Below are 24,797 nucleotides of genomic sequence, written 5' to 3' on the forward strand. Positions count from 1 at the left end.
GACAACCCAGTTGTTGCATATCCTTGGCAACAGGCCCAGTGATGATCTTCACCCGGTCAGGACGTCCGCGACCTCCCGGCGCGGCGTCGGCTGGCCCTGGTAGCCGTACCCGATCCGGAGCGCGATCTGCGGGAACCCGGTCCGGCCCAGCGAACGCCGCAACTGGTCACGGGCCGCCGGCACCTCGATCGGCTGGGAGATCAGCGAACTCGCCAGCCCGGCGTCGGTCACCGTCAACAGAATGTGCTGCAACGCCTGACCCGCCATCAGCTGGTCCAGCTTGCGGTCGCCGGCGGTGCCCAGGATGCCGACCAGCGGCTCCGGCTCGTAGTCCCGGCCCGGCGCCCGGCGCCGCCCGCCGAAGTTGCGCTGCGGCAGCAGGTCCTGCGCCTGCCCCACGGCCGCGGCCGCGGCCACCGGGATGCCGTCGTGCGCCGACTCGGTGTCCACCCAGGTGATCATCTCGGCCTGGTAGTGGGAATCGCGCCGCAGCACCCGGTCGGCGCTGTGCGCGATCTCCGAGAACCCGGTCAGCGCCGTCATCCCGACCAGCAGATCCAGCCAGGCGCCCTCGGCCCGGGCCGCCTCGATCAACCGGATCCGCACGTCGGCCGGCACCGGATCGGGCCAGAACGGGTCACGGTTGCTGTGCCGGCGGTCGATCGCGGCGTACAGGTCCCGTTCGAGATAGGTGGGCGGCCGGCTCCGGCCCGGCGTGAGACGGGCGATCACCTCCGGCCGCGCGCTGTCCGGAAGCAGCATCACATCGGCCGGGGCGCCACCCCAGGCCAGCGCCAGGCGGGCGTTGAAGGTGGCCGCGCCCAGGGCGAGCCGCATGGCCCAGCCGCCGCCGTCCGCCACGGACAGCTGCCGGTCCGGGTCGGCCAGCACCTCGACGGCGCCGTCGTTCAGGCGGAACGCCCACGGCTGGCTGTTGTACATGGAGGGAGCCTGAATGCCGGCCGCGGCGGCGCGCCGCAGGTCGGACTCGTCGTAGCGGGTCACAGCGTTCTCCTTCACTGTCCCCTCCCACGGTGCCCTTTCCGGGTATCGCCGGTTAAGGGCCGAAGGTCCCGGTCAACCGCCGATCGGGACCCGCCAGGTCAGGAGAGTTCCGGAACCGTCCGGGCGGGGGCCGATCTCGAACGAACCACCCAGATCACTGGCCCGCTCGCCCATGTTCAGCACACCGCCCCGGGCCATGGCCGGCTCGATACCGGCCCCGTCGTCCTCCACCATCAGTGTCAGCTCCCGATCCGCGGCGCGCACCGAAACCCGGACACTGGTCGCCTGCGCGTGCCGGGCCACGTTCGACAGGGCCTCCCGCAACACCGCCATCAACTCCGGCACGATGTCGTCCGGCACCGCGCTCTCCACCGGCCCGGACGTCTCCAGCGTGGGCCGGAACCCGAGCGTGTCCAGCGCCGCGTCGACCGTGTCCCGCAGCTCGGTACGCAACGTCGCCCCCACCGGCGCCCGCAACTCGAAGATCGACCGCCGGATGTCGCGGATCGTGGCGTCCAGATCGTCGACAGCCGCGTTGATCCGCTTCACCACCTCCGGCTTCACCCCGGCCGGGGCCACCGCGCCCTGCAACTGCATGCCCGTCGCGAACAGCCGCTGAATCACCACGTCGTGCAGGTCCCGGGCGATCCGCTCCCGGTCCTCCAGCACCGCCAGCAACTCCCGCTCCTCCTGGGCGCGGGCCCGCTCCAGCGCCAGCGCCGCCTGCCCGGCGAACGACGACAGCAGAGCCGCGTCGTCGGTGCTGGCCGGATGGCTGACGATCAGCACACCCTGCGGCGAGTCGGCGCCCGCCAGCGGGGCCAGCAGCGCCGGCCCCTCCGGCACCGGGCCCGGCCACTCGGCGGCCCCCCGCAGATCCTCCACCAGCCGGTACGTCGTCTCCGGGCCGAACGCCGGCAGCACCTTGCCGACCATCTGCGCGCACGACGGGTCGGTGCCCTCCACCACCTCGATGCGGTAGCGGTCGCTGTCGCTCTCGTACAGCAGCACCAGCACCAGCTCCGCGTCGGCCACCTCACGGGCCCGGCGGGCGATCAGCCGCAGCGCCTCGGTCCGCCGGACCGTGCCGAGCAGCACGCTGGTGATCTCGGCGGCCGCGGCCAGCCAGCGCTGCCGGCGCTGGGCCAGCTCGTACAGCCGGGCGTTGTCGATCGCCACACCGGCCGCGGCGGCCAGCGCCACCACGATCTCCTCGTCGTCGTCGGTGAACTGGTCGCTGCCCCGCTTCTCGGCCAGATACAGGTTGCCGAAGATCTGATCGCGGGTGCGGACCGGGACGCCCAGGAAGCTGTGCATCGGCGGATGGTGGGGCGGGAAGCCGTACGAATTGGGGTGTTTCGTGATGTCCGGCAGCCGCACCGGATGCGGATCGGTGATCAGCAGACCGAGGACGCCCCGGCCGTGCGGCAGGTCGCCGATCTTCGCGTGCGCCGCCGGGTCGATGCCGAACGTGACGAAGTCGGAGAGACTGCGCCGGTCCGGGCCGACCACACCGAGAGCGCCGTACTTCGCGTCGGCCAGCGCGCACGCCGCCTCCACGATCCGCTGCAACGTGCTGCTCAGATCCAGGTCGGTGCCGATGCCGACGACCGCGTCGAGCAGGGCGCGCAGCCGTTCCCGGCTGGCCACGATCTCACCGACCCGGTCCAGCGTCTCCTGCAACAGCTCGTCCAGCCGGACCCGGGAGAGCGGGCTCAGCCCCAGCGACGGAGTAGATCCTTCAGTCACGCTTACAGAGGCTATCCGCCGCGGCAAAAGAGCGGCGCGGGACCAAAGGCCCTTGGTGCCGGGCCGGGCGGGCGGTAGGAAGGAGACATGATCCGAGTCTTTCTCCTCGACGACCACGAGGTCGTCCGCCGCGGCCTCGTCGACCTGCTCCAGGCGGGCGGGGACATCGAGGTGGTCGGCGAGTCCGGGTCCGCCCAGGAGGCGGCCCGGCGCATCCCCGCCCTGCGTCCCGACGTCGCCGTGCTCGACGCCCGCCTGCCCGACGGCAACGGCATCGACGTGTGCCGCGACGTGCGCGCCGTCGACTCGTCGATCAAAGGCCTGATCCTCACCTCCTACGAGGACGACGAGGCCCTCTTCGCCGCGATCATGGCGGGCGCCTCCGGCTACGTGCTCAAGCAGATCCGCGGCACCGACCTGGTCGACGCGGTCCGCCGGGTCGCCGCCGGCCAGTCGCTGCTCGACCCGGCGGTCACCCAGCGGGTGCTGGAACGCATCCGCAACGGCGTCGAACAGCCACGCGAGCTGGCGTCGCTCACCGACCAGGAGCGGCGCATCCTCGAATTCGTCGCCGAGGGCCTGACCAACCGGGAGATCGCCGGCCGGATGTTCCTGGCCGAGAAGACGGTCAAGAACTACGTCTCCAGCCTGCTCGCGAAGCTGGGCCTGGAGAGGCGTACGCAGGCCGCGGTTCTCGCGACCAAGCTGCTCGGCGAGCATCCCTCCCACCACTGACCTCGGCGATCCCTTTACGGCCTGGACTCCCGTCCAGGCCGTTTCTCCATCCCTTACCCCTCACCCCCGCGCGGTGTGACCTGGTCCGTCTTCGCGCGGAGCGTTCTTCTCCACCCCGCGCGGTGTGGCCCGGACGGTTCTCGGGCGGGGCGTTCTACTTCACCCCGCCCGGCGTGCGGCCCGAGGTTCTTGCCCAGGTCGTTCCTCAACCCGCACGGCGTGACCCCGGGCGATCTTCATCCGGCCGTCCTTCCATCTCCGCGCGGTGTGGCGTGGGCGATCTTCATTTGGGTCGTTCTCACGAGCCCGCCTGCCGCGGCCTAGATCATTTCCGTCCGGGCCGTTGGCTTTTGTTTCTTGTACGACAGAGCACGCGACCGTCTGCCGGGTCCGGCCGGTGACGCACCGCCGGGCGGTGCTGCCGGGCTGAGCTATCGGCAGGCAACGTTTTGTCGTCCGGCCATGGTGATCGTGATCATCGGAGCCGGCATCGGCGGTCTCACACCGCACTGAGCCTGCCCGCGGCCGGGTTCCCGGACATCGCGGTCTACGAGCGGGCCGAAGAGGTACGGCCCCTCGGGTGGGGATCAACCTGCTGCCGCACGCGGTGCGGGAGCTGACCGAGCTGGCCTGGGGGAGCGGATCGAGAAGCTGGGTGTCGCTCCGGGGACGCTTGCCTACTACAACACGCTTCGGCCAGCCGATCTGGAGCGAGCCGCGGGGCCGTGCGGCGGGATACCGGTGGCCGTAGGTGTCGGTGCATCGCGGTCAGCTGCAGATGGAGTTGCTGGCCCCGTCGGAGAGGGCCTCGGTCCCGGAACGGTCCGCACCGGCCACGCTTTTGAACCGTCAATCAAGTCAATGCAGTCGGTGCCGCCGGTGCAGTCAATGCAGTCGAATCAGTCGGTGCCGCCGGTGCAGTGCACGGGACGGGCACTTCCGTACGATGGAGGGGTTTCAATAGACCTGCAGGCCGTGGGCGCGGAACTGGGCCCGGACCCGGTCGAGCAGCGCGGGGGTGGGCGCGTCGGTTCCGGCCAGCGGGAACGGCTGGTTGAGGGCGGCGTATTTGGCGGCGCCGAGGCGGTGGAACGGCAGGACCTCGACGCGTTCGACGGTGCTGATCGAGGCGGCGACGGCGGCTACCGCGTCGACGTTCTCGACCGTTTCGGTGAGCCCCGGAACCAGGACGAAACGGACCCAGATCGGGATACCGCGGTCAGCCAGGCGGTGCGCGAAACTCACGGTCGGTTCGAGAGATCCGGTACGCGTGACGCGGTGGTACGTCTCCTCGTCGCCGGCCTTGATGTCGAGCAGCACCAGGTCGGTGACGTCGAGCAGCTCGTCGGACGCCTTGGCGCCCAGGTAGCCGCTGGTGTCGAGGGCGGTGTGCAGTCCCCGTTCCCGGCACCGGGTGAAGATCTCGCGGACGAAGTCTGGTTGCTGGAGGGCCTCACCGCCACTGAGGGTGACGCCGCCGTGCGCGACCTTGATGAAACGCTCGTAGCGCTGGATCTCGGCCATCAACTCGTCGGCGTCCATGGTCTGCCCGCTGCGCCGGAACCACGTGTCGGGGCTGTGGCAGTACTGGCAGCGCAGCGGGCAACCGGCCAGGAACGCGACGAATCGCGTTCCCGGCCCGTCGACGCCCGTGGAGACGTCGAACGAATGCACACTCCCGGTGACGGTCACAGCGTGCCGTGGAAGGTGCGCGAGATGACGTCGCGCTGCTGCTCCTTGGTGAGCCGTACGAAGTTCACCGCGTAGCCGGAGACCCGGATGGTGAGCTGCGGATACTTCTCCGGGTGCGCCATCGCGTCCTCCAGGGTGGCCCGGTCGAGAACGTTGACGTTCATGTGGAAGCCGTGACCGTCGGTGTAGCCGTCGAGCACGCCGACCAGGTTGCCGATCTGCTCGTCGCGGGTGCGGCCGAGACCGTCCGGCGTCGAGGTGATGGTCAGCGAGATGCCGTCGCGGGCGCTGCGGTACGGCAGTTTCGACACCGACAGGGCCGCCGCGACCAGGCCGTGCTTGTCCCGGCCGTTCATCGGGTTGGCGCCGGGCGCGAACGGCTCGCCGAGCCGCCGGCCGTCCGGGGTGTTGCCGGTGTGCTTGCCGTAGACGACGTTCGAGGTGATGGTCAGCACCGACATGGTGGGTTCGGCGCCGCGGTACATCGGCTGCCGCCGGATCTTCTCCATGAACCGGTTGACCAGGTCCACCGCGATCTCGTCGACCCGGTCGTCGTTGTTGCCGAAGGTCGGGTAGTCGCCGTCCACCGCGTAGTCGACGACCAGTCCGGTCTCGTCGAGGACCGGCTTGACCTGGGCGTACTTGATCGCGGACAGACTGTCGACGGCGACCGAGAGGCCGGCTATGCCGGTGGCCAGGAAGCGGTGCACCGGATAGTCGTGCAGAGCCATCTCAATACGTTCATACGCATACTTGTCGTGCATGTAGTGGATGACATTGAGTGCGTCAACATAGACCTCGGCAACCCAGTCGAGCGTCTTGTCGTACGCCTCGAACACCTCGTCGTAGTCGAGTACCTCCTCGTTCAACGGCTTCGACGCGGGCGCCACCTGCACGCCGCTGATCTCGTCGCGGCCACCGTTGATCGCGTAGAGCAGAGCCTTCGCCACGTTCGCCCGGGCGCCGAAGAACTGCATGTCCTTGCCGACCCGCATTCCCGACACGCAGCAGGCGATCGCCGCGTCGTCGCTCAGGTACGGCCGCAGCAGGTCGTCGTTCTCGTACTGGATGCTGCTGGTGTCGATGCTGACCTGCGAGCAGAACCGCTTGAAGCCCTCGGGCAGCCGCGGCGACCACAGCACCGTCATGTTCGGCTCCGGCGCCGGGCCCAGGTTGTAGAGCGTCTGGAGGTAGCGGAAGCTGGTCCGGGTCACCAGCGGCCGGTCGTCGGCGCCGATGCCACCGATCGACTCGGTCACCCAGGTCGGGTCGCCGGAGAACAGGTCGTCGTATTCGGGGGTGCGCAGGAACCGGACGATGCGCAGCTTGATGACGAAGTCGTCGACCAGCTCCTGGGCCTGCTCCTCGGTGAGGACGCCCTCGGCGATGTCGCGCTCCAGGTAGACGTCCAGGAACGAGGAGGTACGGCCGAGCGACATGGCCGCGCCGTTCTGCTCCTTGGTGGCCGCCAGATAGGCGAAGTACAGCCACTGGACCGCCTCGCGGCCGGTGGTGGCCGGGCCGGAGATGTCGTAGCCGTAGCCGGCGGCCATCTCCTTCAGCTCGCCGAGGGCACGGATCTGCTCGGACAGCTCCTCCCGGTCGCGGATCACGTCGGCCACCGACAGGCGGGCGTTGAGCGCCGTCTTGACCTGCTTGCGCTCCTCGATGAGGAAGTCCACGCCGTAGAGGGCCACGCGGCGGTAGTCGCCGATGATCCGGCCGCGACCGTAGGCGTCGGGCAGCCCGGTGATGATGTGCGAGCGGCGGGCGGCGAGCACGTCGGCCGGATAGGCGTCGAAGACACCGGCGTTGTGGGTCTTGCGGTAGTCGGTGAAGATCTTGCGTACGCCGGGGTCGAGCTCCCGCCCGTACGCCTTCAGGCCTCCCTCGACCATCCGCAGGCCGCCGGCCGGCATGATGGCCCGGCGCAGCGGGGCGTCGGTCTGGAGGCCGACGATCAGCTCGTTCTCCCGGTCGATGTAGCCGGGCCCGTGCGCGGTGATCGACGACGGGGTGGACGTGTCGGCGTCGTAGATGCCGTTGGCCCGCTCCTCGACGAACATCGCGGACAGCCGGTCCCAGACGCCGGTGGTCCGCGCGGTCGGCCCGGCCAGGAATCCGGCGTCGCCCTCGTAGGGCCGCACGTTGTCGTGGATGAAGCCGGCGACGTCGATCCCGGTGCGCCACGACGTCCCGGTGAAGCCGCGCCACGCGTCCCTGTTTCCTGCCTGCATGACCCCTCCTAGTGGTTCCCTCCCAGCCTCTCGTCGGGGCGTCCCGGGCGGGCAGGGCCAATGGTCCCGGGGCGGCGGGGAAGGCGGACCGTGGCGACCGTTCCGCCGCCTTCGTTCTCGTCCAGCGTGATGCTGCCGCCGTGCAGTTCGACGATGGCCCGGCTCAGCGCCAGCCCCAGGCCGGCGCCCGGGATGTCGCTGTGCCGGGCGTTCGAGGCGCGGTAGAGGCGGGCGAAGAGGCGGTCGCGTTCACCGGCGGGGATGCCGATGCCGCTGTCGGTCACGGTCAGCACGGCGGCGTCCTCGTCGGCGGTGAGCGAGACCCGTACCGCGCCGCCCTCGGGGCTGTGCTTGACCGCGTTGCCGATCAGGTTCTCGGCGACCTGGCGCAGCCGGTCGCGGTCGCCGGGAACGGTCAGCCGCTCCGGCAGGTCGGGCCGGATCGAGAAGCCCGCGGCCGCGCCCGCCACCACCGATGCCAGGTCCACCTCGGCGGTGAGGAGCTCGGCCTGCCCGGACTCCAGGGCGGACAGGTCGAGCAGCCGTTCGACCAGCGAGCGCAGCCGGGCGTTGTTGCGCTCGATCACCACGAGCATGTCCCGGATCTCGCCGACGGTCGTCCGGTCGGGCTCTTCGGCGATCAGGTCGGTGTAGGTGCCGATCGAGGTGAGCGGGGTGCGCAGCTCGTGGCCGACCAGGGCGATGTACTCGCCGACGCTGGCCGCGAGCTGGTGGGACAGCTCCTCGGCGCGGCGGCGTTCCAGGTAGGCGCCGAGGTGCCCGGCGATGCCGGTGAGCAGGACTTTCAGTGCCGGGTCGGGATCCTGGTGCTCGAGGGTGAAGCAGTTGATCACGCCGACCACCTTCTCGGCGCTGCGCACCGGCACGGCCAGCGCCGTCCGGTAGTGCCCGTCCTCGGCGAAGCGGGCCAGCACCGGTACGTCGGGCGCGTGGAGATCGGGCACCCAGATCGGCTCGCCGCGCTCCCAGCAGGTGCCGGCCAGGCCCTCCCCACGGTCCAGCACGGGTGGCAGCTCGATCGGCGGTGAGCCGGGCGTGAGGTGGGTGGCGGCCGGGCGCAACCGGTCGGTGACCGGGTCGACCAGCCACAGCCGCAGGAACGGCCAGCCCAGCCCGTCCGCCATGGCGCGCAGCACCTCGGCGCCGGCGCTGGCCGTGTCGGGGGCGTGCACCAGGACCTTGAGGACCTCGCTCTTGCAGCGCTCGTACTGGCGCTGGTGGTGTTCGGCGGTGACGTCGTGGACGGCGGCGACCGCTCCGAGGACGTGCCCGGCGGCGTCGCGGATCGGGCGGGCGTTGACGGCGAACCAGCGGGGCCGGTCCTGGCGGTCGTGGGCGAGGATCACGTCGTGCTGAACCTCCTCGCCGCGCAGCGCCCGGTACAGCGCCACGTCGTCGGGGTTCAGGGAGCTGCCGTCGTCGCGGCGCAACCTGAACCGCTCGGCCCAGTCCCGGGCCGGCACGCCCAGGCTGTCGTCGCCGAAGAAGTCACGGACCGGCTGGTTGATCACCACGAGCCGGCCCTCCATGTCGCAGGCCACCACCCCGGCGTCGAGGCTGCGCAGCAGCGCCTCGGTGAAGGCCGAGTTCCGGTGTGTCCCGGCCGGCCCCGCCAGACAGTCGCGCAGCGTCTCGGTGAGGTCCTCGGCGCTGAACGGTTTCGGCACGACGGCGGCGGCCTCCGCCTCGGCCAGGGTGCGGTCGCCGGGTGACAGGTGGGCGGCGATCAGGACGACCGGCACGTCCGCGGTGGTGGGGTGCTCGCGCAGCCCCCGGCACATCCGGACGCTGTCCAGGTGCGGCACGTCGAGGTCGGCGATGATCAGGTCCGGCCGGTCGGCGACCGCCGCGGTCACGGCGGCCGGGCCGTCCCCGGCGAGGACCACCCGGTGGCCGAGCCGGCCGACCACCTCGGTGATGACCGCCCGGTGTTCCTGGTCGTTCTCGACGACGAGCACCGCTGCCATAGCTGAAGCCTAATTCTTATTAAATGCGGCAATAAGGACAACGACGTTTCGTGGTGGTGGACCGCGGGGTACTGTCCGGCCGCACGCGAGCCATACCTGGGGTCAATCATGTCCGAGCTGACCGCCCACCTCGACGTTCCGCTGGGCCGTGGCGCACCGGCCGCCGCCCGCCGCACCGTGAACGCGGTGCTGGCCGGCTGGGGTTTCCACGACGCCGACTGGCTGGACGCCTGCGCCGTCGTGGTGAGCGAACTCGTCACCAACGCCGTCCGGCACGGCGGTGGCCTCGTCGAGCTGAGCATCGAGGCGCACGGCGGCCGGGTGACCGTCGCGGTCGCCGACGGATCCTCGGTGGTGCCCCGCCGCCGTGACCCGGACGGCGTCGGCGGTCGCGGGATCGCGCTGATCGAGGCGTTCTCGAATGGCTGGACGGTGGAGAACCACCACGGCGGCAAACGGGTCCGGGTCGAGCTGGAGCCCTACCCCGGAATGTTGTGACGGATCATCGCTCGTAATGGGCGGTGACCGCCCGGACCGCCGTCAGCGCGCCACTCACCTCGGCGCGCAGCCGTTCCGCGGTAGGACCGGGGTCGGCGACGGTCCCGGCCCGGGCCCGGTCCTCGACGGCGGCGCAGAGTGCCGCGAGCCGGATCGCCCCGATGTTGGCGGCCGACCCCTTCAGGCTGTGGGCGTGCTCGCTGACCGGTTCCGGATCACCCGCCTCCAGCGATCGCGCCAGCAGGTCCACCGCGTCCGGGGTCTTCGCGGTGAACGAGCGGAGCAGCCGGAGCACGAGAGCCCGTTCGGCCGGTGACGGATCCCCCTCGACGAGCTCGGCGATGCGGGCCCGGACCTCGGCCACCCGGGCCTCGTGCTCCGGCTGCGGAGCGGTCTCCATCCGCTCATGGTGCGCCCGGGCCGACGGTGCCCGGGGCCGATTCGCGGAGGATCACGCTCCCCAGCCCGCCTGTGTGCCACCGATCCGCTCGGCGGCCACGCTTTCCGCGTACCCCGTCGCCTGGAAGGCCTTGACCGGATCGCGCGGCAGGCCCCGCGCCTCCCGCCGGTCCGCGAGAGCGGACCGCACGTCGGTCTCGTAGGCGTCCATCAGCACCTGATGCGCGCCCAGCACGTCACCGGCCCGCTGCGCGGCGGCCAGCGCCTCCTGGTCCACCAGCAGCGCCTTGGCCAGCGCCGACTCGACGTTGAGGACCGAGCGGATCTGGCCCGGAATCTTCTCCTCGATGTTGTGGCACTGGTCGAGCATGAAGTTGACGCCCGACTCGGGCCGGTGCGCGCCCACGGCCACGATCTCCGACATGATCCGGAACAGCTGGAACGGGTCGGCCGAGCCGACGATCAGGTCGTCGTCGGCGTAGTAGCGCGAGTTGAAGTCGAACGCGCCCAGCCGGTTCTGCCGGATCAGCTGCATCACGATGAACTCGATGTTCGTTCCCGGCGCGTGGTGGCCGGTGTCCAGCACCACGGTCGCCTTCTCGCCCAGCGCCAGGCAGTGCAGCAGCGAGGTGCCCCAGTCCGGGATGTCCATGGTGTAGAAGTGCGGCTCGAAGAACTTGTACTCGAGCAGCATCCGGTGGTTGTCGTCCATCGCGTCGTAGATCGTGCGCAGCGACTCGGCCAGCCGGTCCTGCCGGCCGCGCAGCGAGTCCTGGCCGGCGTAGTTGAGACCGTCCGGCAGCCAGATCTTCAGATCCGTCGAACCGGTCTGCCGCATCACGTCCAGGCACTCGAGGTGGTGGTCGACCGCCTTGCGCCGGATCGCGCTCTCCGGATGGCACAGCGAGCCGAGCCGGTAGTCGTCGTCCTGGAACAGGTTCGAGTTGATCGCGCCGATCCGCACACCCAGCTTGTCGGCGTGCGCCCGCAGATCCGGCCAGTCGTCGACCAGGTCCCACGGGATGTGCAGGGAAACCCGGTTGGCCAGGCCGGTCACCCGGTTCACCTGCGCGGCGTCCGAGATCTTCTCGTACGGGTTCCGCGGCCCACCGGGACGGGTGAACACCTTGAACCGGGTGCCCGAGTTCCCGTACGCCCAGCTCGGGACCTCGATCGTGAAACCGTCGAGTCCGTCCAGGTTCATGATGCGCTTCCTCCGTACTTCCTGTTGGTGAGCCCGTTCAACAGCGCGGCGAACACCAGCACCGCGCCCAGCGCGAGAAGCTGGTATTGGGAACCCTCGTTACCGACGAAGGCGAGCAGGATGCCGGCGTTGAGCCAGACGATGAGCAGCGTGGCCAGCACCACCCCGGCGACCCGGCCGATGCCGCCGGTGATCGCCACCCCGCCGAGCACGGCGATGGTGATGGCCGGCAGGGCCATGCCGTTGCCGGAGACCCCGGCGTCCGGGCGCGCCGAGGCGAACTGGCCCACGGTCACCACGGCCACCAAACCCGAGATCAAACCCGCATAGACGTACGCCTTGAAGCGCGTGTCCTTGACCGGAAGCCCTGCCCAGCGAGCGGCGACGTCGTTGGTGCCGATCGCGTAGAGCCGCCGCCCGTACGCCGTCCGGGCCAGCAGCACCCAGACCGCGACGACGGTCGGCAGCAGGAACGTGAAGATGCCCAGCGGGACGTCGGGCACGTACTGGCCGAACAGCGGCAGCTCCACCGACCTGCTGATGGAGAACAGCTTCTGGATCGGCTCGGTGCTGATCGGCTGCTGATCGTTGATCACGATGGCCACCGACTTGTACGCGTAGAACGTCGCCAGCGTCGCGATCAGCGCCGGGAACCCGATGTACGACACCAGGAAACCGTTGACCGCGCCGAGCAGCGCGCCGAACCCGGCCGTCGCCAGGATCGCCAGCCACAGCGGCCAGCCCCATTCGCCGTACGCGAAGCCGAACACCATGCCGGCCAGCGACACGATCGCCCCCACGCTCAGGTCGATGCCGCCCCGCCCGGACAGGATGACCAGCATCTCCGCCAGCCCCAGCATGGCCAGTGGCACCGCGGTGATCAGCGCCGCCGACATGTAGTCGAAGTCGTACGGTGCCGTCAGGTAGCCGCCCGCGTCGTTGACGAAGAACGTCACCACGACGGCCACGATCAGAACCGCGAGCAGCGCGATCCGCTGCGTGAGAAGAATCCGGACCGCCCTGCTCACCGGTTCCTCCTCGCCCGGGCACGCAGCAGGTCGGCCCCGACCGCCACGATGATGAAAATGCCGACGAACAGGTCGGAGAGCTGCGAACGCCAGCCCAGCTGGGTCACCCCGGAGGCCACCGACTGCACCAGCAGCGCGCCGAGCAGGGTGCCGAGCACCGAACCGCGGCCGCCCATGATGCTCGTGCCGCCGATGACCACCGCCGCGATCACCGCCAGCTCCTTGCCGGCGCCGACCGACTGATCCAGCGTCGAGGTGCCCTGCGCGATCACGAAACACGAGGCCAGGCCGACCAGCAGACCGGTCAGCACGTAGGCCAGCAGGACCCGGCGCTGCACGCGGACACCGGCCAGCCGGGCCGCCTGCGCGTCACCGCCGATCGCGAAGAAGTGCCGGCCACCCGCCGTGTGCCGTAGCCACCACCAGGCGGCCGCCGTGATCAGCACGGTGATCAGGAAGGCGTGCGGGACGCCGAGGGTACGCCCGTCCGGTCCACGGCCGAAGAACGCCAGCGTGCCGGGGATGCCGTTCACCGTCCCGGAGCCGAAGATCCGCAGGCCCAGGAACATGAACAGGTTCGCCGTACCGAAGGTGATGATGATGGCGTGCACCCGGCCGTAGGCGATCAGCACGCCGTTGACCAGGCCGAGCAGTGCGCCCGCCGCGACCGACAGCAGCACCGCCACGGCGAGGCCCACCTCGGCCTCGACCAGCGCTTTCGCGGTCAGCACGGAACAGACCATGATCGCGCCGCCGACCGAGACGTCGATGCCGCCGGTGATGATCACGATGGTCATGCCGACGCCGATCAGCGCCACCGGGGCGGTCGCCACCAGCAGCGGCTGAATCGAGCCGGCGGTCAGGAACGCCGGGGTGCTCACCGCGAGCGCGGCCCACAGCACGGCGATCACACCGACCAGCACCATTTCCTGGCCGGTGACCGGTGACGGCAGCACCCGCTTCTTGATCTTCGCTTCCGCAACCGCGGTCATTCGCTGCCTCCCGCGGCTGCGGCCAGCAGGTCCACCTGGCTGGCGTCCGGGCCGAACTCGTCGGTCGTCGTGCCGCCCCGCACCACCTGGATGCGGTCGGCGATGCGCAGCGCCTCCGGCAGGTCCGAGGTCACCACCAGCACGGCGGTGCCCTCCTCGGCCAGCTCGGTGATCAACCGGTGGATCTCCTCCTTGGCGCCGACGTCGACACCCTGCGTCGGCTCGGCCAGCACCAGCACCCGCGGCCGCTCCACCAGTTGCCGGGCGAGGATCACCTTCTGCGCGTTGCCGCCGGACATCGCGCTGATCGGCTGCCGTTCGTGCGGCGTCTTCACCGCGAGCCGCTCGATCAACCGCAACGCGACGGCCTTCTCCCGGGCCCGGTCCACCCAGACGCCGAGCTTGGACAGCAGCCGCAGATGACCGGTGGAGATGTTGAACGCGATCGACTGGAAGCCGAACATCCCCTCGACCTTGCGGTTCGCCGGCAACAGGGCGATGCCCAGTCGCTGTGCATGCTCGGGGTTCTTGATGGTGACTTGCGTTGAGTCGACTAGAAGCTGTCCATGTGTAGCGCGATCAATGCCGTACACACATGCAGCGATCTCGGATACACCCGAGCCGACCAGTCCGTACAGTGCGACGATCTCGCCGGCCCGCACGGTCACGTCGACGTCGCGAAACTTCCCGGTGCGGCCCAGGCCACGCAGTTCCAGCGCCGCCGGTCCCTCCGGGACCTCACGATGCGGCCGGGCGTCGGACAGCTCCTCGCCGACCATCAGGTGCGCGATCTGGCGCACGCTCAGATCCTTGTTCGGGTACGTGCCGATCGTCCTGCCGTCACGCATGACCGTCACCTCGTCGGCGATCCGGAACAGCTCGTCCAGACGGTGCGAGATGTAGATGACCGCGACCCCGGCGGCGGTGAGCCGCCGGACCACGTCGAAGAGCACCTCGATCTCGGCGTCGGTCAGGATCGCCGACGGCTCGTCGAGGATCAGCACCTTCGCGTCGGCGGCCAGCGCCTTGGCGATCGAGACCTGCTGCTGCTCGGCCACCGAGAGGGTGCCGACCTCGGCGGTCGCGTACCGCTCCGGCAGGCCGAGCAACTCCAGCAGCTCGACCACCTTCGCGTTCTGCGCCGCCCAGTCGACCCGTCCGGCCTTCTTGAGCTCCCGGCCGAGGAAGATGTTCTCCGCCACCGTCAGCTCCGGGAACAGCTGCGGCTCCTGGTAGACGGTGGCGATGCCGAGTCCGATGGCGTCCGTGGTGCTCTTGATCTCGGCCGCCACGCCCTCGAACTCGATCCGGCCCGAATCGGCGGTCTCCGCCCCCGCCACGATCTTGATCATCGTGGATTTGCCCGCGCCGTTCTCACCGACCAGGGCGTGCACCTTGCCCGCCCGTACCGTGAAATCAGCGTGCTGAATGGCCCGGACCGCGCCGAACCGCTTCGAGATAGCGGTCAGGCGCAGCCGGGGCGTCGTCTCGTCGGTCATCGATCAGTAGTTGAACTTGTCGACGTTCTCGTCGGTGATGGCCAGGGCCGGGCCGAGCAGCAGCATCTTGTCGGCCTCGGTGTAGGCGACCGCCGACAGCTCGCTGGACACGTTGTTCGTCGCCGCGAACGGCTTGCCCTGCGCGATCTGCGCGCCGGCCCACGCGGTCAGGTAGCCGAGATTCTCGACGTCCCAGAGGATCGCCGCGCTCGACGACTTGTCCTGCAGGTAGGGCTTCATCGCCTGCGGCGTGCCCAGGCCGACCGTGAAGACCTTGCCGATCTTGCCGGCGTCCTTGACCGCCTGCGCTACACCCGGCGCGGACGAGGTGCACTCGCCGACCAGGCCGGTCAGGTCCGGATGCGCGTTCATCAGGTCGGTCGCCATCTGGGTGGCCTTCGCCTGGTCCTCACCGGCGTAGACCACGTCGACGATCTCCGCCTCCGGGTACTTGGTCTTGGTGTACTCCTGCTGCACCTTGATCCAGGCGTTCAGGTTCTCCGCGGTCTGGCCGCAGGAGACGATCGCGTACTTGCCCTTGCCGCCCATCTCCTTGAGCAGCGCGTCGGTCAGCCCTTCCCCGATGCCCTGGGCGGTGGCCTGGTTGACGAACACCTCCCGGACACTGGTCGGCGCGTCGGTGTCGGCGGTCGCCACGTGGATGCCGGCGTCCTTGGCCTGCTGGAGCAGCGGGGCCATCGAGTCCGGGTCGTTCGGGGCGACGATCAGGGTGTCGACCTTCTGCTGGATGTACGACCGGACGATGTCGGCCTGCGCGGCCGCGTCGGCCTGCGTCGGACCCTGGTAGAGCCACTCGACGTTGCCGAGCGCGGCGGCCGCCTCCTTGCCGCCCGCGTTCATCGCCTCGAAGTAGGGGACACCCTGCAACTTCGGGACGAAGGCCACCTTGTACGTTTTATCGCCGGACCCGCTGGAAGCGGCCGTGTCGGTGTCGTTCTTCTTGGTGCAGCCGGACAGAGCTATGGCGGCCGTCGTGGTGAGCACGACGGCGGCGGTGAACCGAGGGCGCATGAAGCCTCCCGAAGAGGAGTTCTTGAAACGTTCTAGCTGAGGTGTGACTCACGTTACGAGCCAGTTAGGGCAGGGTCAAGAGTTGATTCGGCGCGTGCCCTTGATTTCCTCTTCGGGTAGGCCAATTGCCCCATGGTGTCTTGTGAGACGTTTCAAGACGCGGTCGTGGGCAGCCGTCCATGCGCTCTGCCGGCCACCGGCGCGTCACCCGCTGTCTCCCCGCATCGGATCCACCCGGCGGCGCGGCGATCTTCCTCGGTGGATCCGTTCCGGTCACCGTGTCCCGGCGTCGGCCCGTTCCGCGCGCCCGCCACTCACGGCCGCGTCGGGTATGTGGTTTCCCACCCTTGTCGCCGCGTTGCGCTGCGTGTTGCTTGGGTTGAGGTGGCGTTGGCGTGGTGCGGCGGGCTTTGCCGCGTTGCGCTGGGTGTTGCCGGGTTGAGGTGGCGTTGCCGTGGTGCGGCGGGTGTCGCCGCGTTGCGCTGGGCGTTGCTGTATCGCGGTGGGCGTTGCCGTGGTGCGCGACGGGGCCCGCCATGGTGCGGCAGGCCCCGTCGGCGAGCGATCAGCGGAGTCTTCGGATGAGTGCCACGGCGATTGCGGCGACCACCAGGCCTGCGCCGATCAACGCGTAGCGCCGCCGCTTCTTGGACATCCGGTCTGGCATCGTGCCGATCGCTGACGAAGCGCGTTCACGCATCGTGCCGATCGCCTCGGAAGCACGCCCGGGCAGAGTACCGATCGCGGTGGTGGCGCGCTCCGCCGCATCAGCGGCGCTCTCGGCTAGGTGGGTGCGGGTCTCCGCCGTGGTCTGCCGCATCTGGCCGTGTTCGGCTGGATCAGCCGCACGATGGCCGTGGCCCTCCCCGGATTTGCCGGTCAGCGAACCCATCGCGTTGCTCGCTGCCTCCTTGAGCCGGGCCGGTTCGGCTTTCGAAGCCAGGTTGCCCGCCGACTCTGCCAGCCGACCGCCCTTGTCCGCGACCGTCGCGGCGATCTGTCCGCTTCTCTCCGCCACGGTGTCGGCGATCTGTCCGCTCTTCTCCGCCACGGTGTCGGCGAGCTTCCCGCTCTTCTCCGCCACGGTGTCAGCGATCTGCCCAGTCTTCTCGGTCGTGGCCTGCTTGATCCTCCCAGGCACGTCCATCTTCGCGGCGAGGGCCGCCGCCGTCTCGCCCAGCTCGGCCCTGGTCTGTTCGATCTCGGCGCGCAGTGCGTCGGCCCGCTCGGAGGCGTCCCCACCCTCACCGTTGCGAGCTCGCTCGGCCGCGGCGCGCACTTCCTCGTCCCGCTGGTCTTTCAGGTGCGGATCCGTGGCGGTCGGTGTCTTGTCCGGCTTGTCCTTCCGTTCCGAGTCGGTGGCGGTCGGTGTCTTGTCTGTCTTGTCCTTCCGTTCCGCCCTGTCCTTCCGTTCCGCGTGGGCGCCGCTAGGCGCCGTACCCCGCTGCTGCGTGCTCGCCGCACTCGATGTCGCCATGTGCTCGGCTGTCTCGGCGCCATGCGCCAGCGGGGTGGTCGCCGCCTGCGTCCCAGGCGTGCTGGTGCTCATCTCCACGACGTGGGCTTTGGTGCGGCTTGCCGTGCCCGACACAGCGTCGGAAGCAGCTCCCGTACCGGACATGGCGCTGCCTGCCGTTGCCGTCGAGCCTGGCGTGGGCATGGCGGCCCGCCCCGTTGCTCCCTTGTCGACCGCCTCGGGCGATTTGGTGCCGGGCTTCGAGTGACCGCTCGCCGCGGCGGCGCTCGGCGGAGTCGGCTTGGCCCGCCCACCGGTACCCGACGTCATTGCCGATCCGCCCGCGCCCATAGAGGGGGCCGACTTGGGCGCGTTCGCGTCCGGCGTTGTTGCCGAGCGGCCGGCCCTGGAGCCTGATGGCGGTGTGGGTTTGGCCGAGGTGCTGGTGTCCGTTGGCGATGGGCTGCCGGTCCCGGAGCTTGTCGACGTGGTGGGTTTGGCTGTCGCGCTCATGCCCGTCGGTGATGGGCTATCGGACCCTGAGTTCGGCGGTGTGGGCTTGGGCCTCGCGGTACCGTTCGCCGCCTTTGCTGTTGAGGTGTTCTGGCCTGTTTCAGACGTGGTAGCGGCGCTCGACCGCGCCGACGAGGATGAGGTCGGCTTTTGCGTTCCCGACCTGCCCGCGTGTTCTCCGTCGGCGGTCGGCGAAGGCGTGTCGGGCGTTTCCGTGCCGCCGTACTGGCCCGAATCGCTGCCCGGCTGCCCGGCGCCCGCCGCTGGAGTGGGCTCAGTCTTCGTGCTGGTAGGCGGCGATCGATGCCCCGAAGTGGCCGCGGGCGGCGGCGTCGGCTTGGGTGTGCCGGCATTGCGCGGAGGTTCCGTGTGGCTGGGCGGGATGCTTGCCGGCGGTGGTGTGGGTTTGGGTGTTCCTGGACCACCGGAATGCGTTGCACCCTCACCCGCCGATGAGGCTGGCCCCGCGGACGAAACGTTTCCCGCAGTCCCGGTGGCGGCGCTGGTGGTCACTGTGCTGCGCGAGGCCGGTCCCGGCGTCACGGTGCTGTGTGAACTCTGCTTCGTTGTCACGGTGCTGTGTGAACCCGATGCCTGGGAGGTGGCGCCGTGCGCGCCCGTTGCGGGTGCCGGGCTGCTGTGTGTGCCCGGTCCGGCTGCCGGTTTGCTGTGTGCGGCCGGGGCGTTCCGGGCGCCGGCTTGATCACTTCGCATGCCGCTGGGCGCCTTGTTCGTCGCCGACCCGCTCACCGGGGTCGCCCCCGAACGTCGGGTTGTATCACCCGTGACCGGTTTACGACTGCCGGCCGCTGTGGCCGTGGATCCGCTGCCGGCGTCGCCCATCGGAGTGGTGTTGTCGGGCGTCCGGCTCGACGCGGGTGGGCCCGGCTTGGGCCGGTTGTGGCTGGACGATGACCGGCGGGCCTCTGCGGGGTTGCTGTCGGAGGCGTTCATGCGTGCGTCCCACGCCGGGCAGCCGCCATGAACTCGTTCACGTCCTTGCGGCCGCTGGCGATCGCCACCTCAGGAGTGGGCGGCACCGCCTCTCGTACCTCCCGTTTGCCGGCGATCGCCGTGATGACGGCGGCGCAGAGCAGAATCACCGCCACGGTCAGGGCGGCCGCCCACATCGGCATGACCATCGACAGGGCCGCAACAGCGGTGATCAGCAGGGCGCCCATCCCGTACAGTGCGATCACCCCGGCTCCGCCGAGCAGACCCGCACCCTTCCCGGCCTTCTTGCCTTTTTCGACCATCTCGATCCGGGCGAGTGCCAGTTCGTCCCGCGCCAGGGTGGTCACCTGTTCACTGAGCCGGCTGACCAACTCCGCCGTCGACTGATCGATTCGTGGGTCTGTGTGGGTCATCGTCCCCCTCCGTCCTGCACGGTTCTCCGCGACAGACGTGTACCCCGGCCAATGCTGACTAATCGCCCTTTCTGCCTCCCGAAATGCCGGAAAAGTCCGGCGCCGTCGAGTAGGCGGCACAGGCTGGTCCCGTTCCAGCCAGCCACGCTGAACGCTCGACGGACGGCACGTGCGCCGGCCTGGAGAACGCGACCGGCCCACCACCCTGCCGATCTTCGCAATGGCCGCGGAGGCCATCCGTGCACACCGAGCCGGAGCGCGTGGATCTGTCGCCGCCATGCCGAGGCCCTCCGCTTCCCGGGACCGGAGCTGTGCGTTCAGATCGCCTCCATTCCGCCACTCGAGGTTTGCCGCCTTCCGAACCGCGGCGGCGAAGGGCCGAACTCGCCGCCGGTTCATTTGGCTGGGACCACCAGGCCGGTTTCGTAGGCGACGATGACGAGCTGGGCTCGATCCCGCGCCTGTAGCTTGGCGAGCAGCCGCCCGACGTGGGTCTTGACCGTGGCGAGGCTGAGTTGCAGGTGCGACGCGATCTCCAGGTTGGAGAGGCCGCTGCCGATCAGAAACAGCACCTCACATTCGCGATCGGTCACGTTTCCCAGGTCCGTGGACGGCCGCCCGGCCGGCTCGGGCAGATCGGCGAAGTGCGCGATCAGCCGCCGGTGATCGCCGGCGCCAACAGCGCGTTGCCGTCGGCGACCACCCGGACAGCAGTGATCAGGTCGGCAGGCACCACATCCTTGAGAAGGAAGCCACTGGCGCCGGCCCGCAATGCGGCGAACACGTACTCGTCGTAGTCGAACGTGGTGAGGATCAGGACCCGCGTTTCCGGGGTAGCGGCCGAAGCGCAGATCCGGCGGGTGGCTTCGATCCCGTCCATGTCCGGCATGCGGATATCCATCAAGATGACATCCGGCTTCTCCTGCCGAGCCAGCGTGACCGCCTCCTCTCCGGTGCCGGCCTCGCCGACCACCACCAGGTCGGATGTGGTGTCGAGGAGGAGCCGAAAACTGGCCCGCAGGAGAGCCTGATCATCGACGATCAACACCCGGATCGGAGTCTCCGGAGCGGTCACGACGGTGATCCATACGGCAAGGTTGCGACGACGGCGTAACCGCCCTCGGGGCGCGGGCCGGCGCTGAACGTGCCGCCGTGGGCCGCGACGCGTTCCCGCATCCCGGCGAGTCCCGTCCCGCCGGCCGCCGGAGCGGGCTGTCGTCTGCCGTCGTCGGTGACCTCGATCCGCAGGTGGTCGACGGCACCCAGGACGTCGACCCGGCACGTTGCCGGAGCGGCATGCCGGACCACGTTGGTCAGCGACTCCTGGACGATGCGGTAAGCAGCCAGCGCGACCAGCTCGGGAAGGTCGCGGCTCCCGTGGACGTCCAGGTCCACCGCCACCCCGGCGGCCTGGGCTCGGTCCGCGAGCCCGGTGAGGTCCCGCAGCGTCGGGGCCACGTCGTACACCGGCTCGGTCCGCAACGCGCCGACCGTCCTCCGTAACTCGGCGAGCGCGCTCCGGCTCGCCGACTCGATCACCTCGAGGGCGGCGAGCGCCTCCTCCGGCCGCTGCCGGGCGACGTGATTGGCGACGCCCGCCTTCACCGCGATCAGGCTCAAGCTGTGCCCGACCGCGTCGTGCATCTCCCGGGCGATCCGCAGTCTTTCCTCGGCGACCGCCCGGGCGGTGGCCTGCGCGGCTGTCAGCTCGGAGTGGCGCCGCCGCTCGCGCAGCGTCCATCCGACAGCCCAGCTGGCACCACACACCAGCGTGGTGAACGCCATCCCGGCGAGCCCGGGACCCTGCGGTGCGTGGGTTGCCCACCAACTCCCGAACACCACACCGCAGAGCAACAACGCCGACGCACCCAGAGCGGTCCACCGCCCTCGCGGGCCGGCCACGTGGCGGCCGACGTTGTAGAGCGCGGCACCGACGACGAGCAGGGGAGCGGGTGAGGCGTAGTCCGGGATGATGCCGGTGCCCAGGAGCGCGGTCGAGGCCACCGCGACAGCGACGGCCACCGAGACCGGCCACCGGCGCCGCACGGCGAGCGGCGCGCTGATCACGGCCGCCGCCACCACTGCCAGCCAACCTGGTTCGGCCAGCCGGTCCGCTGGGGTCTCCGCCGCCGCATACCAGCACAGCACACCGGCACCGGCGGCGAGGGAGAGATCCGCGGTCAAACGCGCCACCGGACCGGGGCGCAGTGTCAGGAACGACGAAGCGGGCACGGGGGGAGCGTAGCCATCAATGTCGCCGGAGCGCGTCGGCCCGCAGTCGGTCAGACCCTGGTATGACCTGGCGCTCCACGCCCTCCCGTGGGTGGACGCCGCAAATCGGCCCACGGCCCGACGACTTCCGCGCACCGAGCCGCGAACCTCGATTCGAGCACCGCCGACCCGAGGAGAGGGCATGACAGTCCGGTTGGACGACGTGGGAAAGACGTATGACGGCGGAGCCGGCCCGGTGACCGCGCTGGACGGGGTGACCGCCACCTTCGACGAGGGCACCTTCACCGCGGTGATGGGGCCGTCGGGCTCCGGCAAGTCGACCCTTCTGCACTGCGCGGCCGGGCTGGAGCCGCCGACATCGGGAGCGGTGACGATCGCCGGTACTCGTCTGGGAGAGCTGGACGAGACCGCACTGACGAGGCTGCGGCGGGACCGGGTCGGTTTCGTCTTCCAGGACTTCAATCTGGTGTCCTCGCTGACCGCCGCGCAGAACGTCGCTCTGCCACTACGGCTCGCCGGACGGCGAGCCGACAGCGACCGGGTGCGGGCGGCCCTCGCCGAGGTCGGGCTGGAGGACCGGATCGGGCACCGCCCTCGCGAACTCTCCGGAGGCCAGCAGCAACGGGTTGCGATCGCCCGGGCCCTGTTCACCAGGCCGGCGGTGTTGTTCGCCGATGAGCCCACCGGTGCTCTCGACAACCGCACCTCTCATCAGGTCCTCACCCTGTTGCGGGACCTGGTCGACCGGCACGGGCGCACGGTGGTCATGGTGACCCACGATCCGGTGTCGGCCGCTGTCGCCGATCGGGTGGTGCTCCTGGTGGACGGGCGGATCACCGACGAGTTGACGGGCGTGGACGCGGCTGGTGTCGCGGACCGGATGACCGCGCTGGAGCGGTCGTGCTGACCCGGGGCCGGGCCGGCACATTCGTCGCGGTTCTGGTCGGCACGTTCATCGTCACCACGTTCCTGCTGCTGCTGACGTCAGGTCGACCACGAGTCCCGGATCGCTTCGCCGGATCCGCCGCCGTGGTGCAGAGCCCGGCGCCCGACAACCGGCCCGACGAGTTCGCCGAGCCGGTGCCCTGGCCGGCCGAAACCATGTCGTCGCTGGTGAAGCGGCTTCGTGCGGTGCCCGGAGTAACGGATGTGACCGTCGATCGTGACTTCTACGCGCAGCCGGTGCTCGACGGCCGCGCGGTCGCCGGCAGCATCCACGGGCACGCCTGGCACGGGGCGGACCAGGCCGGGGCCGTCGTCGACCGGGACCTGGGCGTCGCGGTCGGCGATTCGATGACCCTGCTGACCGGGGCCGGTCCGGAGCAGTGGCTGGTGACCGGGCACACCGACTGGCCGGGCGTCTATCTGCCGGAGGAGGCGGCGAGTCGCCTGGCGCCGGGCGTCCGGGCGATCAGTGTCGAGGGCACCGCGGATCCGGTGGCACTCCAGGCCGCGGTCGGAGCCGACGGGACCGTGCTGACCGGAGACGAGCGAGGGCTCGCCGAGCCGCGTTCCGATGCCCGGACCCGCTGGATCGGCATGCAGGTTCTCACCGCGACCGCCGCCGTCGCGGGGTTCGCGTGTGTGTTCCTGGTGGCGTCGACGTCCGCCTTCGAGGTGAACCAGCGCCGTCGCGAGATCGGTCTGCTTCGGGCGGTCGGCGCCACCCCGCGGCAGGTCCGCGCCATGCTCTACCGGTCGGCGCTGATGCTCGGTGCCGTCGCGTCAGCGGTGGGTGTTCTTCTGGGATCGATCGCCGCCGTGCCACTGGCCTCCGTCCTGGTGGGGGCTGGTCTGGAGCCGGCCGGCCACACGGTGCGCTGGGCTCCGGGAGTGCTTGCCGCAGCACTCGCCGTCGGCCCGCTGCTGTCGCTGGCCGGCACCATGACCGCGGCGCGCCGCGTGTCACGGGTCGGACCTCTGGAGGCGCTGCGGGTCGCCGAACTGGAGCAACGCGCGATGAGCCGCGTGCGCTGGGCGTTCGGGTCGGCCGCCGGCGCCGCCGCGATCACCGCCGGTGCTGCGGCGGCGGCTTCCGGAGACATGCGGGAGTTCGGGACGTACGCTCTGCTCGGCGCGATGGCGTTGATCGCGGCGTTCGCGCTGCTCGCACCGGCCGTGGTGCCCGCGTTGATCCGGGTGCTGCTCGCACCGCTCTCGGGGATCATCACCACCCTGGCGCGGGAGAGCGCCCGGTCCGCCGTGCGGCGCACCGCCTCGACCGCAGCACCCGTGCTGTTCACGGTGGCGTTCGCGGTCTTCGTCACCGGCACGGTCCAGACGTCGAACGCCGCTTTCGACTCCGAGCGCGCGGCCACCGTCCCGGCGGGACAGGTCCTCGTGCCGGACGGCACTCCCGGCCTGCATGACGGTGTCGCGCCCGAAGCCCCTCTCGACACCACCGTCTACATCGGCCAGCGTGCCCTGACCGCCATCGGCGATGTGCGGGTCGCCTATGGGACCGCCCTGGTCGCGGGGCCGGAGGCGGGGCGGGTCGGCTCGGTTCCCGGCCGGGTCACCGTGACGTTCGGCGACGGATCGTCCGAGACACTGCGGGTGACCGGGACAGCACCACCGGGCCCGTTCACGTCCGGCCTGGTCGTGCCTCGCGACACGGTCCGGAAGCACGATCCGTCGGCGCTCGCTCCCGCGGCCTACCCGGCGCCGGACAGCGCGCCCGGTCCCGGCGCCCGTAAAGCGGCGCCGGCTGACCTCGCCCGCCAGATCGAGGCAGAGGACGACCGGCTGATCGGCGTCTTCACGCTTCTGTTGCTTGCCGTCTCCGCCGGTGCGGGGGCGATCACCGTGGCCAACACGCTGCTCATGACGGCCCGCCACCGACGGTCCGACTATCGGGCGCTTCGACTGGCGGGCGCGACCCGCGGGCAGGTTCTTCGGGCGGTGAGCCTGGAGACCGCCTTGGCCGTGGCGATCGGCTCCCTGCTCGGCGGCACCGCCGGCCTGATCGCGATCGCCGGCTCGGCGCGTTCCCTCAGCGCCCAGACCGGCCAGGACGTGCCGGTCCTGGTGTCATGGCCGGTTCTCGCCGCGACCGTGCTGACCTGTCTGCTTCTCGCCGTCGGCGCCGCCACGATTCCAGCCGCGCGCCTGATCCGCCGCCATTCGCCGGCCGGCCTTGCGGTCTGACGAGTGACGTGTCGTTCACCATCC

19 protein-coding genes and 1 pseudogene are annotated in these 24,797 nt (G+C 70.3%); 5 read left to right on the top strand and 15 right to left on the bottom strand.

What is annotated here, in order from left to right:
• Positions 1–48 precede the first annotated feature (48 nt).
• A complete protein-coding gene (locus J5X75_RS10825; RefSeq protein ID WP_208467220.1) occupies positions 49–1,005 on the bottom strand; it encodes an Acg family FMN-binding oxidoreductase in 957 nt (318 codons plus the stop codon).
• A 72-nt stretch (positions 1,006–1,077) separates the two neighbouring features.
• Positions 1,078–2,754, bottom strand: a complete 1,677-nt coding sequence (locus J5X75_RS10830; protein ID WP_208467221.1) for a GAF domain-containing sensor histidine kinase — start codon at positions 2,752–2,754, stop codon at positions 1,078–1,080.
• An 87-nt stretch (positions 2,755–2,841) separates the two neighbouring features.
• On the opposite strand from J5X75_RS10830, the gene J5X75_RS10835 reads away from it, so the two are divergent.
• On the top strand, positions 2,842–3,489 hold the full coding sequence (locus tag J5X75_RS10835; RefSeq protein ID WP_183222082.1) for a response regulator: 648 nt from the start codon (positions 2,842–2,844) through the stop codon (positions 3,487–3,489).
• A gap of 957 nt (positions 3,490–4,446) precedes the next feature.
• Here J5X75_RS10835 and pflA read toward each other — a convergent pair.
• Genes pflA through J5X75_RS10850 form a run of 3 tightly spaced genes read right to left on the bottom strand, consistent with a single transcriptional unit; the run spans position 4,447 to position 9,406 of the window.
• The gene (gene pflA / locus J5X75_RS10840; RefSeq protein ID WP_307798019.1) at positions 4,447–5,163 is read right to left on the bottom strand and encodes a pyruvate formate-lyase-activating protein; all 717 of its coding nucleotides are present in this window, start codon (positions 5,161–5,163) and stop codon (positions 4,447–4,449) included.
• Between the two features lie 14 nt (positions 5,164–5,177).
• Entirely contained in the window at positions 5,178–7,418 is a 2,241-nt protein-coding gene (pflB, locus tag J5X75_RS10845) for a formate C-acetyltransferase (protein ID WP_208467223.1), read from the bottom strand.
• An 8-nt stretch (positions 7,419–7,426) separates the two neighbouring features.
• Entirely contained in the window at positions 7,427–9,406 is a 1,980-nt protein-coding gene (locus J5X75_RS10850; RefSeq protein ID WP_208467224.1) for a hybrid sensor histidine kinase/response regulator, read from the bottom strand.
• A gap of 108 nt (positions 9,407–9,514) precedes the next feature.
• Here J5X75_RS10850 and J5X75_RS10855 point away from each other — a divergent pair, with 108 nt between their 5' ends.
• Entirely contained in the window at positions 9,515–9,904 is a 390-nt protein-coding gene (locus J5X75_RS10855; RefSeq protein ID WP_208467225.1) for an ATP-binding protein, read from the top strand.
• 4 nt (positions 9,905–9,908) lie between these two features.
• Here the strand turns inward: J5X75_RS10855 and J5X75_RS10860 are convergent, their stop codons facing one another.
• From J5X75_RS10860 to J5X75_RS10890, 7 genes are all read right to left on the bottom strand, one after another.
• Entirely contained in the window at positions 9,909–10,304 is a 396-nt protein-coding gene (locus tag J5X75_RS10860) for an Hpt domain-containing protein (protein ID WP_208467226.1), read from the bottom strand.
• Between the two features lie 51 nt (positions 10,305–10,355).
• Positions 10,356–11,507: an L-rhamnose isomerase gene (gene rhaI, locus J5X75_RS10865; RefSeq protein WP_208467227.1), complete on the bottom strand. Its 1,152-nt coding sequence runs from the start codon at positions 11,505–11,507 to the stop codon at positions 10,356–10,358.
• Complete coding sequence (locus J5X75_RS10870) at positions 11,504–12,535, bottom strand: ABC transporter permease (RefSeq protein WP_208467228.1); 1,032 nt, start codon at positions 12,533–12,535, stop codon at positions 11,504–11,506. Before J5X75_RS10870 ends, rhaI begins: the two co-directional genes overlap by 4 nt.
• Positions 12,532–13,527 carry an ABC transporter permease gene (locus J5X75_RS10875; RefSeq protein WP_208467229.1) on the bottom strand — a complete coding sequence of 332 codons (996 nt, stop codon included), beginning with the start codon at positions 13,525–13,527 and terminating at the stop codon, positions 12,532–12,534. Before J5X75_RS10875 ends, J5X75_RS10870 begins: the two co-directional genes overlap by 4 nt.
• Positions 13,524–15,026: a sugar ABC transporter ATP-binding protein gene (locus J5X75_RS10880; RefSeq protein ID WP_208467230.1), complete on the bottom strand. Its 1,503-nt coding sequence runs from the start codon at positions 15,024–15,026 to the stop codon at positions 13,524–13,526. The genes J5X75_RS10875 and J5X75_RS10880 overlap by 4 nt, the downstream gene beginning before the upstream one ends.
• Positions 15,027–15,029: 3 nt before the next feature.
• A complete protein-coding gene (locus J5X75_RS10885) occupies positions 15,030–16,058 on the bottom strand; it encodes an autoinducer 2 ABC transporter substrate-binding protein (protein ID WP_208467231.1) in 1,029 nt (342 codons plus the stop codon).
• 565 nt (positions 16,059–16,623) lie between these two features.
• Positions 16,624–17,844, bottom strand: coding sequence for a DUF3618 domain-containing protein (locus tag J5X75_RS10890; protein WP_208467232.1), 1,221 nt, complete (start codon positions 17,842–17,844; stop codon positions 16,624–16,626).
• Positions 17,845–17,878: 34 nt separating this feature from the next.
• Here J5X75_RS10890 and J5X75_RS10895 point away from each other — a divergent pair, with 34 nt between their 5' ends.
• The gene (locus J5X75_RS10895; protein ID WP_208467233.1) at positions 17,879–18,730 is read left to right on the top strand and encodes a hypothetical protein; all 852 of its coding nucleotides are present in this window, start codon (positions 17,879–17,881) and stop codon (positions 18,728–18,730) included.
• A gap of 247 nt (positions 18,731–18,977) precedes the next feature.
• Here J5X75_RS10895 and J5X75_RS10900 read toward each other — a convergent pair whose 3' ends face one another.
• The 3 genes and pseudogenes from J5X75_RS10900 to J5X75_RS45915 all read right to left on the bottom strand — a co-directional run bounded on the left by J5X75_RS10900 (position 18,978) and on the right by J5X75_RS45915 (position 21,626).
• On the bottom strand, positions 18,978–19,394 hold the full coding sequence (locus J5X75_RS10900; RefSeq protein ID WP_208467234.1) for a phage holin family protein: 417 nt from the start codon (positions 19,392–19,394) through the stop codon (positions 18,978–18,980).
• A gap of 395 nt (positions 19,395–19,789) precedes the next feature.
• A pseudogene (locus J5X75_RS10905) lies at positions 19,790–20,469 on the bottom strand (response regulator).
• Positions 20,466–21,626 carry a sensor histidine kinase gene (locus J5X75_RS45915; RefSeq protein WP_208467235.1) on the bottom strand — a complete coding sequence of 387 codons (1,161 nt, stop codon included), beginning with the start codon at positions 21,624–21,626 and terminating at the stop codon, positions 20,466–20,468. Before J5X75_RS45915 ends, J5X75_RS10905 begins: the two are co-directional and overlap by 4 nt.
• A gap of 181 nt (positions 21,627–21,807) precedes the next feature.
• On the opposite strand from J5X75_RS45915, the gene J5X75_RS10915 reads away from it, so the two are divergent.
• Positions 21,808–22,533: an ABC transporter ATP-binding protein gene (locus J5X75_RS10915; protein WP_208467236.1), complete on the top strand. Its 726-nt coding sequence runs from the start codon at positions 21,808–21,810 to the stop codon at positions 22,531–22,533.
• Entirely contained in the window at positions 22,527–24,773 is a 2,247-nt protein-coding gene (locus J5X75_RS10920) for an ABC transporter permease (protein WP_208467237.1), read from the top strand. The genes J5X75_RS10915 and J5X75_RS10920 overlap by 7 nt, the downstream gene beginning before the upstream one ends.
• Positions 24,774–24,797: the final 24 nt, after the last annotated feature.

Origin of the sequence: Actinoplanes flavus (assembly GCF_017592555.1) — a bacterium.
In the GTDB taxonomy this organism is placed as follows: domain Bacteria; phylum Actinomycetota; class Actinomycetes; order Mycobacteriales; family Micromonosporaceae; genus Actinoplanes; species Actinoplanes flavus.